The sequence below is a fragment of the Mycobacterium sp. D16Q16 genome (assembly GCF_002013745.1).
In the GTDB taxonomy this organism is placed as follows: Bacteria; Actinomycetota; Actinomycetes; order Mycobacteriales; family Mycobacteriaceae; genus Mycobacterium.
This window is the reverse complement of the sequence record NZ_MAEY01000012.1, coordinates 166,537-181,976: the sequence shown is the minus strand read 5'-3', so window position 1 is coordinate 181,976 and position 15,440 is coordinate 166,537. Positions and strand designations below refer to the sequence as shown.

Annotated in this window: 13 protein-coding genes; 8 read left to right on the top strand and 5 right to left on the bottom strand. The window is 65.1% G+C overall.

The genetic code is table 11. The annotated features are described in order from the left end of the window. Positions 1–21 precede the first annotated feature (21 nt). Complete coding sequence (locus B4394_RS13155) at positions 22–687, top strand: TetR/AcrR family transcriptional regulator (protein WP_078307095.1); 666 nt, start codon at positions 22–24, stop codon at positions 685–687. Positions 688–763: 76 nt separating this feature from the next. Beyond that, the gene (locus B4394_RS13150; protein WP_502688524.1) at positions 764–2,575 is read left to right on the top strand and encodes a DUF2339 domain-containing protein; all 1,812 of its coding nucleotides are present in this window, start codon (positions 764–766) and stop codon (positions 2,573–2,575) included. A gap of 40 nt (positions 2,576–2,615) precedes the next feature. Here B4394_RS13150 and mmpL3 read toward each other — a convergent pair whose 3' ends face one another. From mmpL3 to trmB, 3 genes are read right to left on the bottom strand one after another with little or no spacing between them, the layout of a single operon-like run. Beyond that, positions 2,616–5,636, bottom strand: a complete 3,021-nt coding sequence (gene mmpL3, locus B4394_RS13145; RefSeq protein WP_078307100.1) for a trehalose monomycolate exporter MmpL3 — start codon at positions 5,634–5,636, stop codon at positions 2,616–2,618. A 47-nt stretch (positions 5,637–5,683) separates the two neighbouring features. Next, complete coding sequence (locus B4394_RS13140) at positions 5,684–6,349, bottom strand: NYN domain-containing protein (protein ID WP_286142061.1); 666 nt, start codon at positions 6,347–6,349, stop codon at positions 5,684–5,686. 14 nt (positions 6,350–6,363) lie between these two features. Beyond that, positions 6,364–7,179, bottom strand: a complete 816-nt coding sequence (gene trmB / locus B4394_RS13135; protein ID WP_286142060.1) for a tRNA (guanosine(46)-N7)-methyltransferase TrmB — start codon at positions 7,177–7,179, stop codon at positions 6,364–6,366. Positions 7,180–7,309: 130 nt separating this feature from the next. On the opposite strand from trmB, the gene B4394_RS13130 reads away from it, so the two are divergent. The 5 genes from B4394_RS13130 to B4394_RS13110 all read left to right on the top strand — a co-directional run bounded on the left by B4394_RS13130 (position 7,310) and on the right by B4394_RS13110 (position 13,109). Beyond that, positions 7,310–8,395 carry a hypothetical protein gene (locus tag B4394_RS13130; protein ID WP_078307101.1) on the top strand — a complete coding sequence of 362 codons (1,086 nt, stop codon included), beginning with the start codon at positions 7,310–7,312 and terminating at the stop codon, positions 8,393–8,395. Next, positions 8,392–9,837 carry a hypothetical protein gene (locus B4394_RS13125; protein ID WP_078315278.1) on the top strand — a complete coding sequence of 482 codons (1,446 nt, stop codon included), beginning with the start codon at positions 8,392–8,394 and terminating at the stop codon, positions 9,835–9,837. Before B4394_RS13130 ends, B4394_RS13125 begins: the two co-directional genes overlap by 4 nt. Then, positions 9,834–10,199: a DUF6802 family protein gene (locus tag B4394_RS13120; protein WP_078307102.1), complete on the top strand. Its 366-nt coding sequence runs from the start codon at positions 9,834–9,836 to the stop codon at positions 10,197–10,199. The genes B4394_RS13125 and B4394_RS13120 overlap by 4 nt, the downstream gene beginning before the upstream one ends. Positions 10,200–10,407: 208 nt before the next feature. Then, positions 10,408–12,228: a phosphoenolpyruvate carboxykinase (GTP) gene (locus B4394_RS13115; protein ID WP_078307409.1), complete on the top strand. Its 1,821-nt coding sequence runs from the start codon at positions 10,408–10,410 to the stop codon at positions 12,226–12,228. Positions 12,229–12,275: 47 nt separating this feature from the next. Then, the gene (locus B4394_RS13110) at positions 12,276–13,109 is read left to right on the top strand and encodes an LLM class F420-dependent oxidoreductase (RefSeq protein WP_078307104.1); all 834 of its coding nucleotides are present in this window, start codon (positions 12,276–12,278) and stop codon (positions 13,107–13,109) included. A gap of 57 nt (positions 13,110–13,166) precedes the next feature. Here the strand turns inward: B4394_RS13110 and B4394_RS13105 are convergent, their stop codons facing one another. Further along, entirely contained in the window at positions 13,167–13,391 is a 225-nt protein-coding gene (locus tag B4394_RS13105; RefSeq protein ID WP_078307106.1) for a hypothetical protein, read from the bottom strand. A gap of 164 nt (positions 13,392–13,555) precedes the next feature. Here B4394_RS13105 and B4394_RS13100 point away from each other — a divergent pair, with 164 nt between their 5' ends. Next, positions 13,556–14,527: a cytochrome c oxidase assembly protein gene (locus B4394_RS13100; protein ID WP_078315258.1), complete on the top strand. Its 972-nt coding sequence runs from the start codon at positions 13,556–13,558 to the stop codon at positions 14,525–14,527. Here the strand turns inward: B4394_RS13100 and mmsB are convergent. After that, positions 14,515–15,426: a 3-hydroxyisobutyrate dehydrogenase gene (mmsB, locus tag B4394_RS13095; RefSeq protein WP_078315257.1), complete on the bottom strand. Its 912-nt coding sequence runs from the start codon at positions 15,424–15,426 to the stop codon at positions 14,515–14,517. The two genes, B4394_RS13100 and mmsB, sit on opposite strands and share 13 nt — an antisense overlap. Positions 15,427–15,440 lie beyond the last annotated feature (14 nt).

Here is a 15,440-nt window from a genome sequence, read left to right as displayed (position 1 = left end):
TACATGCGGTTGGAGTGATACATGGATGACGAAAACGCAACCGCACCGAGAAAGCGTCTGCCCCGGGGGCAGGGTTGGCAACTGCGGCAGCAGATCATCGATACCGCGATGGATCTCATCGGTAGGTCCGGCGAGGCACGCCCTCCGTCGGCTCGTGAATTGACACGCGCGCTGGGCATCACGGCACCGTCCTTCTATCGGCACTTTTCGAGTACCGATGAGTTGGCGGACGCATTGTGCTCAAGGTATTTCGAGCAGCTCGGTGAGGCACTGCAGCGCGCAACGTCCAACATTTCCACGGCGCTCGAACGCCTGCACACACTCGGTCTGGCGTATGTGCGCTTCGCCGCACAGAACCCGTTGATGTACCGATTCGCGACCGCGAGACCGCCACGGCGTGGTGGCGAATCTGACGAGATACTCCACAGCTCAGCCTTCCTGCATCTGCGGGGCGTCGTTCAAGAACTTGTCGACGAGGAGCTGTTCCCGCCGGGCAACACCCTCGAACCGGCGTTGCAACTGTGGGCCACCACGCATGGGGTCGCCTCGCTACTCGTCACGAGGCCGCAACTGCCGTGGGGCGAGCAGGAATCCTTTGCCTCCCGAACCCTGTATGCCGCGTATCTGGGACATGTCGCGGCGGAGGCTCCAGACGATGCGGGCGGTGGTGTGAGTAGGCCTACCTAATGCCGTGAGAAACCCCTATGCGCGGCGGTAGGTTTACGTGTTCACCTCGGATCTGGAAGGCGCCACGCTGAGGGGCATGACAGATCCACAGTTGCAGCAGATGACCGCGACGCTGGACGAACTCGACGGGCGAGAGCGCGCGCTGCGCGGCGAGATCGATGCACTGCGGGGCCGGATGGTCGAATGGACACAGGCTGAATACCTTAAAGCGCAACAGTATTGGGATGACTACCGGCGTGCTCAGGGTGCCTCGCCGGCTGCCCCGGTACCCGCGGCGCACCTTCCCGTGGCAGCTCCTATACCGCGCGTTCAAGTTCCGGCACCGACCACGCCCCTGCCACACGAGCCGTTCTGGACGCGTGACGGATTCGCCAGCAAGGCGATGGCCTTCGCGGGCGCGGTGGTGACTCTCGCCGGCGTGGTCATGCTCCTGGTGCTGGCCGCCAAGAGTGGGTACTTCGGTCCGATCCCTCGCATGGCGTCCGGTGCCGTCCTCGCCGCAGGTCTGGTTGGTCTGGGTGTCGGGGTGCAATCCAGGCCCGGCGGACGAGTCGGTGGTATTGCCACTGCGGCAACAGGATTCGCGGCCGCCTTCTTCGACGTGCTGGCGCTCACAGTGATCTACGACAAGATTCCGGTGGTGGTGGGATTGGTCCTCGGGCTGGCCATCGCCGGCGCCGGCCTGGTGCTGGCGCGGCGGTGGAATTCCCAGCCTTTCGCGGCGGGTGTGGTCGGTGCGATCACGCTGCTGGCCCCGTTCCTCACCGGCGGGTTTACCGTCGAACTGGCGGCCTTCGCCCTGGTGCTGTTGATCGCGAGCCTGCCCGCGCAGGTCGGCCGGAATTGGCCTGTGCTGCACGCATTCCGGACCGTGGGCGTCAGCCTCACAGTGCTGGCGGCGATTCGTGCCACGGCGGGCGGGGGACAGCCGTACGCCTTGCTCATCATGGCGGTGCTGACGCTGCTGATTACCCTGGCGGGGTCACTATGGCTGCTGACCGGCGACGACGGCGACGGCGATCTCACCTCGTCGGTGATGATTGCCACGGCGTGCATGCCGGGTCTCTACAGCGCCCTGTTCTTCTCCGTCTGGCCGTTGGGTGTACTGGTACCCGTCGGGATCGCCGCAGTGATGGGGTTGGTGCTGCTGCTGGTGGGCGGTCTTCCGCCGCACGCGCGCATCACCATGGCCGCGGTGGCTGGGCTGGCGCTGCTGCACGCGTCGGTCGAGGGCAGCCGGGACGCCCTCCTCGTAGTGGTGCTGCTGGCACTTGCGCTGTCCTTCTCTTCCATTGGATATCAACTGAAGGAACGTATTTCGCTGGTGCTCGGGCAGGTGTTCGGCGCACTGGGGGGTATGGCATACGTCGCCTATGTGCCCCCGAAGCTACTGACCAACTCGGCAAGCGCCGTGCACGCGGCCGGTCCGCTGCTGATCACGGCGAGCGTACTGAGCGCCGCCACTGTCGGCATGGTGATGGCGGCCATGCACCGGGTTGGCTGGGCGAGCCCGCAGTCCGCTCCCGTGCGTGGTGTGCTGGGCGGGGTGTCGATGCTCTACTCGGGGACTGCGGCGATTGTGCTCTCCGGTACCGCGCTGCTCGGTGATAACGACGGATTCCTGCTGGGCCATGGCCTGGCAACGGTGTCCTGGATGGCGGTCTCCGTGGCGCTGCTGCTTGCCGGTCTACGGCGTTACCGGAACCAGAGCTGGGTCACCAGAACAGGATTCGTGCTCGCGGCGATGGCCGTTGCGAAACTCTTCCTGTTCGACCTGGCCACGCTCGACGGCATCGCCCGGATCGCCGCGTTCATCGTCACGGGTCTGCTGCTTCTCGGCGGTGGCACGCTGTATGCCCGTGAATATGCAACGCGTGGCGAGAACTAGCCGTGTTCAGTCGGCCGTTGTCGGTGGCAGCCGCATCGCGTTAGATGCGGCGCCCCTCGCGACGCAGCAGATCCTGGGCGCTGACGCTGCCACCGCGGCTACGGCGAGTGGCCTCGTCGACTTCCTGCTGTTGCTGCGGGGTGCGCTTCTGATCACGACCCTGTCCGGGCGCCGGTAATGCCTCCGTGGCATCAGCGGCGGGGGGAGCGGGCTGTGGTGACTGGGGAGGACGTGGAGCCCGGGGTGGGCCCTGCCGCGTGGCATCCGGAGTGGCGATCGGCATCGCCGTCGTCGCGTCCTCAGCCGGAGTGCTGCTGGCACGATTCGGCTGTGCTGGTTGCGACGTGGACTGAGGAGGCTTGGCGACGGGTATCGCGGTGGTCGCATCTCCCGATTCGGCGGCCGGGCCGGAGCCGGGCTGCTTGGGACCGCGCAGCTCGCCGAGCCACGACTCGATCTCTCTGTCGGCATTGCGGCGGTCCGGGCGGTGTGTTCCGGCGACGCCGCTGCGGGTGGTCGGAGCGTCCGGGCCGGTGGGGTTGCCACCGGGTACGCGCGTGGTGGGCGCGTCGGTAGGAGCAACGTTCTTACCGGGCACCGACATCCGCGTGGTCGCGGGTGCGTCGCCGCCGGCATCACCGGCCAGGCTGACCGGGGTGGTTGGAGGAGCCGGAGGAGTCGGAGTGGGCCGCGCCGGTGCCGACGGATCATGTTGGCGCGGTGTGGGTGTCGAGGGAAGCCGGGTGCGCTCGGAGGCGATCTGCAGCTTTGTGGTGCGTGCATTGGACCCGACAGGAGAACTCGCCGCCGCGATGGCCTGCTCGCGGCCGGTCGGACGCTTGCGCTCGTCAGCCAGGGTGACCTCGCCGAGGCCGAGCTTCACCTGGATGCGCTTCATCCAGGCCGGTGCCCACCAGCAGTCATCACCAAGCAGTTTCATGACCGCCGGGATGAGCAGCATGCGGACCACGGTGGCGTCCAGGATCAAGGCGGCGATGAGACCGAAGGCCAGGTACTTCATCATCACCAGATCGGAGAAGGCGAAGCCGCCGGCCACCACGATCAGAATCAACGCGGCTGCGGTGATGATGCGCCCGGTGTTGGCGGTACCCACACGCACGGCCTCGGTAGTCGACAGCCCCTGGTGCCGGGCCTCGATCATGCGGGACATCAAGAACACTTCGTAGTCGCTGGACAGGCCGTAGATGACGACGATGATCAGCACGATGACAGGCGCGGTGAGCGGTGTCGGGGTGAAGTTCAGCCACTTGGAGAAGTGACCGTCAACGAATATCCAGGTCAGGATGCCCATGGTGGAACCCAGGCCGAGGGCGCTCATGACTGCCGCCTTGATGGGCAATACCAGCGAGCCGAACGCCAGGAACATCAGGATCGTGGTGACGCTGATCAGAATCACGATCACCAGCGGAAGTTTGTCGAACACGGTGTCGATCGAGTCTTGCTCGAGTGCGGGAGTACCGCCGATATACATCGTGACGCCCTTGGGGACGGACATCGCCCGAAGCTCTTTGACCTTGGCTCCGGCGGTGTCGCGGTTGATCAGGGCATTCTGGATGACCTTCACGCTGGCGTCGCCATCTGTCTTGACCGACTGACGGCGCTGCCACATCTGGGTCTTGTCCCCACCGGGCTCGACGAACCCCGGAACTTTCATCGCATCGGCCCGGATCTGATTGAGCTGTGAGTCGGTGGCGCCCTTGGTGACGATGGTGATGGTCTCGGTACGGAAGCCGGGGAAGAGTGTGTCGAAGTCCTCTTGTGCCATGCGGACGGAATTCGTTGGCGGCAGGTACTTTTCGCTGAATCCGCCGAGTTTGAGATTGCCCAGCGGGATGATCAGCAGCAGCATCACGATGACGATCGGCACGGCGAACACCAGCGGCCGTTGCATCACGAAGACGACGGTGCGTCCCCAGAAGCCGTTCTCCAGCTCCTCGCGTGACTTGGTTCGGCTGAACCGCTTGATGCTCAGGGCGTCGACATGCCGCCCGAGAACACCCAGACACGCAGGCAACACGGTGACCGCCAGAATCGCGGCGAGCAGCACCGAGGCGATACCGGCGTACGTCAGCGACCTCAGGAACTGCTGCGGCACGATCAGCATCGGCATCAGGGCCGCAGCGATCAGGGTGGCCGAGAACATGACGGTACGGCCCGAGGTGATGACGGTGCGGCGGACCGCAGTTTCGGTGTCGTAGCCCTCGGCGATTTCCTCGCGGAAACGGCTGACGATGAACAGCGAGTAGTCGATGGCGATACCCAGGCCGATCAGCGTGACCACCGGCTGAGCGAAGAAGTGCACTGGGGCGAACAGCGTGATCAGCCGCATGATGCCGAGTGCGCCGGCGATGGTCAGGCCGCCCACCATCAGGGGCAGTCCGGCGGCGATCACACCGCCGAAGACGAAGAACAACACGACGGCCATGACGGGCAGCGACAGGACCTCCATGCGCTGCTGGTCCTTGCCGATGGTTCCGGTCAGCTCACTGGCAACAGGCTGCAGGCCGGCCAGCTGAATATCGACGCCGTTGAGCAGGAACTTGTTTTTCGCGGGGTCGTCGTCCTTGTCCGGATTCGACAGCGCCTTGTAGTTGTTGAGGATGGTGTCGTCATCGTCGCCGTTGAGGCTGACCGAGACGAAGGTGTGCTTACGGTCGTCGGTCACCATCCGCTTGACGGTGGGGTCTGTACTGGTGGGGGCGCGTAACCAGCCGGCCCAGCCGTAGACCTCTTTGGGATTGTCCTTCTGAAGCTGGTTGAAGTGGTCGGTGACCTTCTTCTGGAAGTCAGGATCGTCGACGGTCTTGCCCTCGGGTGCCGCAATGACGGCGACGACGTGGGTGGTTCGGTCACGTCCCAGCGCGTCGTCGGCCATCACGGAGGCCTTTACGGACTCGCTGTTGTCGGCGAAGAAACCGCTCTGCGTCACGTGGTCGCCGAGCGTTATCCCGAACAGCCCGGAACCCAGGCAGATCGTGACAAACGCGGCAACGACGATGAACCGATACCGGTACACCATTCGGCCCCACCAGGCGAACACAGAATCTCCTAACTAGCGTCTCTCACGCGCCGGTTCCTTATGTCTCGTCACGTCCTCGTCGTAAGCAATGCCGACAAGGGTCGGAATGGCTGCAACCAGGCGCCTTCGTCGGGGAGCGAATCGAGACCCACCCGCGGCAAGGCTCGGGGGAAAACTCCGGGTATGTCCTCGAGATCGACGAACTCCAGAGTATCCGAGGTTAGCGCCCAACTCGCATGTTCGCGAAATCCCAGCACACTGACGGGCACCCCGTCACCGGCGATTTTCTCCATCGGTTCGCGGAAAGCCTGACCATCCGCCGAGGCCACAAGTACCCCGGCCAGGCCTTCCTCGGACCGCAGCTCGATATGAGCAAGCATGTCGACATCGACGTCACTGTCTTCGTCGATCTTGGGTTTGGCAAATACCGCAAACCCAACATTGCGCAGCGCCTCGACCCACGGGCGCACCACTTCGGCGTTCCCCGGCGCGATATTGGTAAACACAGTGGCCTCGGGTTCGACGAGGCAATGGGGATGATCTGCCGAATACGCGGCAGTGCGTTCGAGCAGCCAACGGCCCAGGGCGTCGAAACGTGGCCGGTTCTCGGCGGACGGGCGGCCGCCAATGATGGCCCCCAGGCCCATATCGAGGTTAGGTGCGTCCCACACCAGCAGCACCCGCAGCACCCTGCGTCGGTGAACCGATTCATCCGCTGTATCTGGGCGCTCCAGGTCCTCGGCGAGGCTCACAATCGCTCCCAGACGAAGTCGTTGATCGCACTGCCGACCGTGTGCGCTTTCCCCTCGAACTTAGTGGTGGGCCGGCTCACGGAGACCGGAATGCGGGGATCATCGAGTTCAAGGCGCCGCAGCGTGGATTCGTTATCCCCGACCTCGGCGATATGTTCGGCGTAATTCGCATGGTCGGTGGCCACATGCAGGGTGCCGCCCGGGCGGAGCCGGTCCGAGAGCAGCGCCACGGTGCCCGGCTGCAGCAGTCGGCGTTTGTGGTGGCGGGTCTTTGGCCAGGGATCCGGGAAGAACACTCGTGCCGCGGTCAGCGTTCCCGACGGCAGCAGGTACTCCAGCACGTCCAGTGCATCCCCGCGGATCAGCCGGATGTTCTCGATACCTTCGCGATCGATCGCCGAAAGCAGCTGGGCCAGGCCCTTGCGGTAGACCTCGACCGCCAGCACGTCGAACTGGGGTTCTTGCAGGGCCATGGCGGCGGTGGATGTCCCTGTACCGCAACCGATTTCGAGAATCAAGGGCGCGGTGCGACCGAACCATGCCGTGGGGTCCAGCGGCGGGCAGGTGCCGTCGGTCTCCCGGGCGACACGGCCGTAGCTCTGCCACGACTTGTCCCAGGCCTTCTGCTGACCGTCGGACAGCGATGACCCGCGTGAACGGAAGCTGGACACTCGGCGTGGGTGGTGGTTGGAGCCGTCCGTATGGGCGGCGGAACCGGCACTGACGGTCCCCGGGAGCTCGTCGGTGGCTGTTTCAGGCACCGCACAGCCCCGCTCCTGGCCGTCACAACGCATCTTCCCATGGTCACCTATAGGCGGCAGATCCCATAATCCCTGCGCATATTGATACTCAACAGTTGCCTACCAGGGTGGAACCCTCCACCGGATCAGGTGACAATGTGAGCATTTCCGTACGAGCGATGAGATTGGGTCTGGAAAAGGGATGACGCGGGGGTTTGAGGTCTTCCGGGGAGCGCTCGACCGGTTCGCGACGCGTCCTGAGGTTCGCCAGGTGCACGGCGGCCAGCGCATTCACGATCTGGCGGTGCGGGCGGGGGACCCGCTTCGGGTCACCGTCCGGGGCCGTGCCGGTGTGGGCGTCACCAGCGTGATCGGTGCGTTGGGGCGCACGCTACCTGCCGAGGACGGACCGGGACATGCCCTCATAGAGGTGCCCATCCCCGGCGTGGATCCTGCTGACTCCGCGGACGCCGACGCCATGGACGTCCAGGTGGTGGTGTTCGCAGAGGCGCTCAAGCCCGAGGACCGTGCGGTGTTGTCGGCGTCCAACGCACCCAAGGTGCTGATACTCAATAAGGCAGATCTGACCGATCCCGGCGCCGCCCGCGGTCCCTGGAGCGCAGCCGTGGAGCGCTGCGCCCAGTACCGCGGCGAGACGCGGGTGCCGACATTGCCGTTGTCCGCGCACGTCCCCTTGGCCGATATCGATCAGGCCATGGTCGAGGCGCTCAAGCTGATGGTCGAGAATCCCGCGGACACCAGCTCCGTGGATGCGTTCGTGACATGTACGCACGAGGTGCCGGTGCGGATGCGGCAGCGGTTACTGCATGAGCTGGACCTGTATCCGATGGGGTGCGCGATCGGGGCGCTTCGGCAGGTTCCCACCCTGGCGGCGCCGGGGCTGGCCTCGCTGCTGTGCGACCTGTCGGGTATCGATGCGGTGGTGAAGGCCATTCGCGCCGCCATCGCGCAGGGTTGGTATCGCCGGATGCGGACTGTGCTCGCCGAGCTCCGCAGGATTGGTGTGACGGGTGTCCTGCCGATACCTATCGATGCCTTCCTGACCAGTGACGACGTGGTGGTGGCTGCGATGCGGTGTGCGGTGGACGCCGCCACGGCAGCGGGTATCGCCGTGGAGCTGAGCGATCATCCAGAAGATCACCGCTACCGCGCCGAGCGCTGGCAGCGGTTCGCCGCCGGCCCGGTGAATGCCACCTACGCCGCGATGGGCACGGACATCGCGCGCGGATCGCTGCGCTTATGGCGGCTGGCCGGGGGCCGGGCGTGACGACCTCCACAGATAAGCGGGTCGACGAGCTGGTGCTGGCGGTAGACCCCGCACTCGGTCCACTCGGTGTGGACCTGCAAGACGCCGTGATGGTGACCGGCAGTTGGCTGGCCGGTGCGAGCACCCTGGCCGCCGAGCTGGCGTCACGCGCCTCGGGGGTGCGGATCGTCGAACCGGAGGACCTGCGCCACGGGCAGGCGCCGTCGGCGGTGGTTTTCGTATGCAGCGGAACCGCACCGTTGACCCCGTCGGACTGTGGCCTGATCCAGTTGGCCGCGGCCAACACAGACGCCCTTGTCGCCGTCGTTTCCAAGATCGACGTGCACCAGTCCTGGCGTGAGGTGATGAACCGCAATCGGGAGATCCTGGCCCAGCACGATTCCCGGTTCAGCGGTGTCACCTGGCTGGGGGTCTCGACGCGCGGTGCCGCACCGGGGCTCGATGAACTGGTGAGCGCGGTGCGTAAGGTTCGCGGAGAACCTGCCCTGGATGAACGAAACAGGCTGCGTGCCTGGGTAACTCGTCTGCAAGGAATGCTCAACGTGTCGCCGGAGGCGGGGGAGGGCGCCCGCGCCGACGAGCTGCGCAATCAGCGTCAGGCAGTACTGCGACGCACGCGTTCGGGCAAGTCCGAGCGGACCCTGGCGTTGCGCAACCGCATCGCGCAGGCCCGCATGACGCTGCTGTACTTCGCGCGCAAGCGGGTCGGCTCGGTGGGCGGTGAACTCCGGGAGGACATCGCGGAACTGAAGCGCCGCGATGTGGCCGACTTCGGTGAGCGGGTACGGCGCCGAGTGGGTGAAGTGGTGGCGGAAGTCGAGCAGGGCACCGAAGAGCACCTTGCCGAGGTGTCCGCCGAGGTGACGCAACGCTGGGTGGCGCCGCGCCCCAGCGTGAATCGCCCGGTGCCGCCCGAGGTGGCTGATCCCTCGGTGCGATCGCGTCGTCTGGAGACCCGGATGATGGCGCTGTTCGGAGTGTTCTTCGGTCTGGGTGCGGCGTTGACGGTGTCCCGGTTGGTGGCTTACGCGCGCCCGGGCATGGCGCCGGCGGGTTTAGCCGTAGGGCTGGTGGCCGGGGCCTGCATCGCGGTATGGCTGGTGGCAGTGCGGGGGCTCTTGCACGACCGGACGGTGCTGGACCGGTGGTTGGGAGACACCATGGGAGAGCTGCGCGCGTATCTGGAGCAGTGGGTTGCCGCGCGGGTACTTGAGGTAGAGACCAGGCTCAATGCCGATCTGGTCGAGATCGACGAACGTGAGAACGACAAGCTGGCCGCCCGCGTGGGGCAAATCGACTCCGAGCTGCGTGAAGCCGCCATGAACACCGCCCGGGCAACGGCGCTGCGTAATCGCGACCTGCCGTTGGTGCATAAGGCGCTAACGATAGTCACCGAACGGCTGGACGCGATCGGCCGAAGCGACGACAATAAGTTCTCATGATCGATGGTTTCGGCCAGGGTTTCCATGAGGGCCTTGGTGGGCTGGGAGAAGGGTTGCCCGAACCCGGGCATGCCCTGAGCCCCGACCTGCATGTCGATCACCACATGTACCTGCCCAGCGACGGCGGGCTGGTGGACCTGGGCACGGATCTCATCGACACCGACCACGACGGCATTGGCGACACCGTTGCGCTGCATCCGTCGGACGGGTCGACCGGGCTTTCCATAGTCTCCGATATCGACGAGGACGGCGTCGCCGACAAGGTGACCACGTTCGGGGCCGACGGCACCTACGAGACGTGGGCCCGGGGTGCGGGCGCGCACTGGGAGCTGATCGAGCACGGCCGCGTCGGCGGTCAGTGATTTTTCGCTATCTGGGCGGTGTTGGCCCGGCGCGAAGAGTAGAGACCTCGGCCGCTGTTACCGGTCCTATGACGGACTGTCAGTGGCCCCGTTTCACGCTGAACAGGGCCAGCGCTAACCTCATATATCTAGGTTTGTATCTAGCTTCCGACCAGCGCCGGTGCGGCAACTGCGTACCCCACCCGGCATCAACGAGGAGATGCTCTCGATGACAGCAGCGACCATTCCCGGTCTTGACAACGCTCCGACGAAGCATGCGGGATTGCTCGCCTGGGTTCGCGAGGTCGCTGAGCTGACGCAACCTGATCGAGTTGTGTTTGCTGATGGTTCCGATGAGGAATTCGAGCGCGTTTCTCAGCAGCTGGTCGACGCAGGCACGTTCCAGCGGCTCAATTCCGAGAAGCACCCCAACTCATTCCTGGCGCTGTCGGACCCGTCGGATGTCGCGCGGGTGGAATCGCGGACGTACATCTGCTCGGAGCGCAAAGAGGACGCCGGTCCCACCAACAACTGGGTGGACCCCGCCGAGATGCGCACCACCATGACCGAGCTCTTCCGTGGCAGCATGCGCGGACGCACCATGTGGGTGGTGCCGTTCTGCATGGGCCCGCTCGGTGCTGACGATCCGAAGCTGGGTGTGGAGCTCACCGACTCGGAGTATGTCGTCGCCTCGATGCGCGTGATGACCCGGATGGGTGCCGCCGCCCTGGAGAAGCTGGGCGATGACGGATTCTTTGTGAAGGCGCTGCACTCGATCGGTGCGCCCCTGGAGCCCGGCCAGGAAGATGTGCCATGGCCGTGCAATGACACCAAGTACATCACCCACTTCCCCGAATCTCGTGAAATCTGGTCCTACGGTTCGGGTTACGGTGGCAACGCGCTGCTGGGCAAGAAGTGCTACTCGTTGCGCATCGCCTCGGCGATGGCCCACGACGAGGGCTGGCTTGCCGAGCACATGCTGATCCTCAAGCTCATCTCGCCGGAGAACAAGGCCTACTACGTGGCCGCGGCGTTCCCGTCGGCCTGCGGCAAGACCAACCTCGCGATGATTCAGCCGACCATTCCCGGATGGCGCGCAGAGACGTTGGGTGATGACATCGCCTGGATGCGCTTCGGCAAGGACGGTCGCCTGTACGCCGTCAATCCGGAGTTCGGCTTCTTCGGTGTGGCACCGGGCACCAACTGGAGCTCCAACCCCAACGCCATGAAGACCATCGAAGCCGGCAACACCGTCTTCACCAACGTCGCGCGCACCGACGACAACGACGTCTGGTGGGAAGGCCTGGAGGGCGAGCCGGAGCACCTGATCGACTGGAAGGGTCAGGACTGGGTCCTGCGGGAGACCGAGACCAAAGCCGCGCACCCGAATTCGCGCTACTGCACCCCGATGTCGCAGTGCCCCATCTTGGCCCCCGAATGGGATGACCCGCAGGGTGTGCCGATCTCGGCGATCCTGTTCGGTGGCCGTCGCAAGACGACTGTGCCGTTGGTGACCGAGGCCCGGGACTGGCAGCACGGTGTGTTCATTGGCGGCACACTGGGTTCGGAGCAGACCGCGGCCGCCGAGGGCAAGGTTGGCACCGTGCGCCGCGACCCGATGGCGATGCTGCCGTTCATGGGCTACCACGTCGGTGACTACCTGAACCACTGGATCAACGTCGGCAAGCAGGCCGACGAGTCCAAGCTCCCGAAGGTGTTCTTCGTCAACTGGTTCCGTCGCGGCGGCGACGGTCGCTTCCTGTGGCCCGGCTTCGGCGAGAACAGCCGCGTGCTCAAGTGGATCGTCGACCGGATCGAGCACCGCGCCAACGGCGTATCCACCCCGATCGGCACCGTTCCGGGTGTCGAGGACCTGGACCTGTCGGGTCTGGACGTCGACGAGGCCGATGTGGCCGAGGCGCTGGCGGTCCACAACGAGGAGTGGCAGGCCGAACTGCCGCTCATCGAGGAGTGGTTCGAGTTCATCGGCGAGAAGCTGCCCACGGGCGTCAAGGACGAGTTCGACGCCCTCAAACAACGGCTGGGATAGTTCGTATCTGGTCGACACTCCAGGTGAGTCCTGCATAGGGTTATGGAATGCGCTTCGCGTTCAAGACATCTCCGCAGAACACCACCTGGGACGACATGCTGGCCATCTGGAAGGTGGCCGACGAGATCGAGGTCTTCGAGTCCGGCTGGACCTTTGACCACTTCTATCCGATCTTCTCGGACTCCTCTGGGCCGTGCCTGGAGGGCTGGGTAACCCTCACCGCGCTGGCGCAGGCCACCCGGCGGCTGCGTGTCGGGGTGCTGGTGACCGGTATCCACTATCGGCATCCGGCCGTGCTGGCCAATATGGCCTCAGCGCTGGACATCGTGTCCGGCGGTCGCCTGGAACTCGGTATCGGTGCCGGCTGGAACGAGGAAGAATCCGGCGCCTATGGCATCGAGCTGGGCAGCATCAAGGAGCGGTTCGACCGGTTCGAGGAGGCCTGCGAGGTTCTCACCGGCCTGCTGAGCCAGGAGACGACGAGCTTTGACGGCACGTTCTACCAGCTCAAAGATGCTCGCAACGAGCCCAAGGGACCGCAGAAACCGCACCCGCCCATCTGCATAGGCGGCAGTGGCGAGAAGCGGACGCTGCGGATCACCGCCAAGTACGCCCAGCACTGGAACTTCGTGGGTGGACCACCCGAGGAGTTCGCGCGCAAACGCGATGTGCTGGCCGCGCACTGCGCCGATATCGGACGAGATCCGGCCGAGATCACGCTCTCGGCCCACATTCGGCTCGGCGAGGATCGCGATTACGCGAAGGTTGTCGACGAGTCCGCCGCACTGGGCGCGGAGGGTCTCGATCTGGCGATCATCTACCTGCCCCCGCCCTATGACCCGGCCGTGCTGGAGCCGCTGGCGGAGGCGCTTCGCGGCTGACCACAAGAATGCTTCTGCGCAGCGGTTGTCTGCGCAGAAGCATTCTCGGGCAACGGTTTAGCCGGTCTTGCTCTCCAGCGCGGCCAGCGCCGCGGCGACCGCCAGGTACTTGTTGGTGCCCAGCTCGCGCACGGTCGAGATGTTGAGGGCTTCCTTCAATACCGCGTCATGCTTCTCGGTCAGACCGGCGAGAGCCGACGGGGGTGCGTCGAGGACATCCTTGAGGTCCTTGTTCTCGTAGGCCTTGTCGAGTGCCTTCTCGAGATTCACGGATACAGCCATCAGTTCGTACCTTTCTTGCTGTGTTTCCCCGGCCCCGTCGCGCACCCTAGTTACCGAAGCTGTGAACCAACGCTGTTTGGCTAGCGGCGATCCGAATTGCAGGTGAACGCCCGGATATGCGCCCCGGATGGCCAGGTCATTCAAATATGCGCATAATGTAATCAATGAACGAGGCGAGGTGGGCTACTGGGCTGACCACCATCCCGGCCGATCCTCCGACGGCCTGGTCGTTGCTCGAGTGGGATCCGCCGACCATCCCGGTGCTTCCCGTCGTCGCGGTCCTGCTGGCGGGGTGGTACGTGGTGAGTGTGGTCCGGCTGCGCCGATTGGGCCGCAGTTGGCCATGGTGGTCGACGGTCAGTTTCCTGTCCGGATGCCTGATCCTGGGCGCGGTGATGGGACTGTCGATCGAGCGCTACGGATTTCGGTTGTTCAGTGCGTTCATGTTTCAGCAGTTGACGCTGTCGATCCTGGTTCCGCCCTTGTTGGTGCTGGGCGTGCCGGGACGGCTGCTCTTGCGCTCGACGCCGCACCACGGGCCCGGCAGGTGGGTGCTGGTCGCCGCGCTGGCAGGGTTGCGCAGTCGCGCGGGTGCCTTCCTGCTGTACCCCGCGGTCACCATTCCGCTGTTCCTGTTCAGCTACTACGGCCTGTATTTGTCGCAGTTGTTCGACACCATCGCTGCTACCTGGTTGGGGCACACCGGGTTAGAGATCTTCTTCTTGGTCAGCGGTCTACTCTTCGTCATCCCCATCCTGTCCACCGACCCGTTGCCGATCCGGCAGACCAACCTGGGCCGGATGTTCGACATCTTCGTGGAGATGCCGCTGCACGTGTTCATCGGTGTGATCCTCATGATGGCGCCGAGGCCGCTGATCGGTATCTTCGCCAACCCGCCCGCCGGGTGGGCTGTTGACCCGGTCAAGGACCAGGCGTTGGCCGGTGCGCTGGCCTGGTCCTACGGTGAGCCGATCGCGCTGGCGACCACCCTGATATTCGCCATCCGGTGGCGGCGCGAGGAACAGACCGAGACCGAGGCGCGGGAGGCCGACGAGGCCGGCCAGGACGACGAATTAGCTTCGTACAACCGGTTTTTGCAGCAGTTGCACGACGGCGGGCCCGGTCAGGCCCGGTAGCCGCGCGCCGACCCGTCGGGCGTTGCGTACTTGACGATCAGTGAGCAGTCCTTGCCGCCCAGTCCTTCGTCGATGAGCTGCTGGAACTGCTCGGTGACCATGGTGGCGGCGGGCAGCTTCACGCCGGTGGCTTCCCCGGCTGCCAAGGCCAGGCGGGCGTCCTTGTGCGCCAGGTCAACGGTGAAGGTGGCATCGAAATTGCGATTGGCGGCAGCGGATTCGATGATGTCCGGTACGGGGTACCACGTCTGCTGTGCCCAGGACCGCGCCGAGGATACCGAGCAGATCTCCCAGAACACCTTGGGGTCCAGGCCGAGTCGCTCGGCCAGCTGCGAGCCTTCCGAGTTGGCCATCATGTCGATGAACAGCATCATGTTGTTGCAGATCTTCGCGGCCACGCCCGCTCCACCCTCACCGGCGTGGATGACACGTCCGGCCATCGGCTTGATGTAATCAGTTGCCGCACCGGAGTTTTCCAAGTCGCCGCCGAGCATGAAGCACAGCGTGCCGGCCTGCGCGCCGCTGATCCCGCCGGAGACCGGGGCGTCGACGAACCGGAACCCCCGGCGTGCCGACTCGGCGTGACAGTACCGCGAGGTTTCGATGTCGACGGTCGAGCTATCGACCAGAAGCGTTGATGGCGAGGCGTTTTCCCAGATCCCGTAGGGACCCTCGAACACCGAGCGGACATGCTCGCCCTTGGGCAGCATGGTGAACACGACCTCGGCGCCCGCCAGCACCTCGGCGATCTCCTCTACCGCGGTGACGCCTCGCGCTTCGGCAGCGGCCAGCGCGTCACCCGAGAGGTCGAAGCCGCGCACCGTGTGCCCGGCCGCCACCAGATTGGCAGCCATTGGGCCGCCCATGTTCCCCAAACCGATCCAGCCGTAGGTCGCCATGGGACCAACCTAGC

Coding starts and splice junctions, on each gene's coding strand:
- B4394_RS13150 (WP_502688524.1), top strand. CDS start 764: ATGACAGATCCACAGTTGCAGCAGATGACCGCGACGCTGGACGAACTC.
- B4394_RS13115 (WP_078307409.1), top strand. CDS start 10,408: ATGACAGCAGCGACCATTCCCGGTCTTGACAACGCTCCGACGAAGCAT.
- B4394_RS13110 (WP_078307104.1), top strand. CDS start 12,276: ATGCGCTTCGCGTTCAAGACATCTCCGCAGAACACCACCTGGGACGAC.
- B4394_RS13105 (WP_078307106.1), bottom strand. CDS start 13,391: ATGGCTGTATCCGTGAATCTCGAGAAGGCACTCGACAAGGCCTACGAG.
- B4394_RS13100 (WP_078315258.1), top strand. CDS start 13,556: ATGAACGAGGCGAGGTGGGCTACTGGGCTGACCACCATCCCGGCCGAT.
- B4394_RS13155 (WP_078307095.1), top strand. CDS start 22: ATGGATGACGAAAACGCAACCGCACCGAGAAAGCGTCTGCCCCGGGGG.
- B4394_RS13130 (WP_078307101.1), top strand. CDS start 7,310: ATGACGCGGGGGTTTGAGGTCTTCCGGGGAGCGCTCGACCGGTTCGCG.
- B4394_RS13120 (WP_078307102.1), top strand. CDS start 9,834: ATGATCGATGGTTTCGGCCAGGGTTTCCATGAGGGCCTTGGTGGGCTG.
- mmsB (WP_078315257.1), bottom strand. CDS start 15,426: ATGGCGACCTACGGCTGGATCGGTTTGGGGAACATGGGCGGCCCAATG.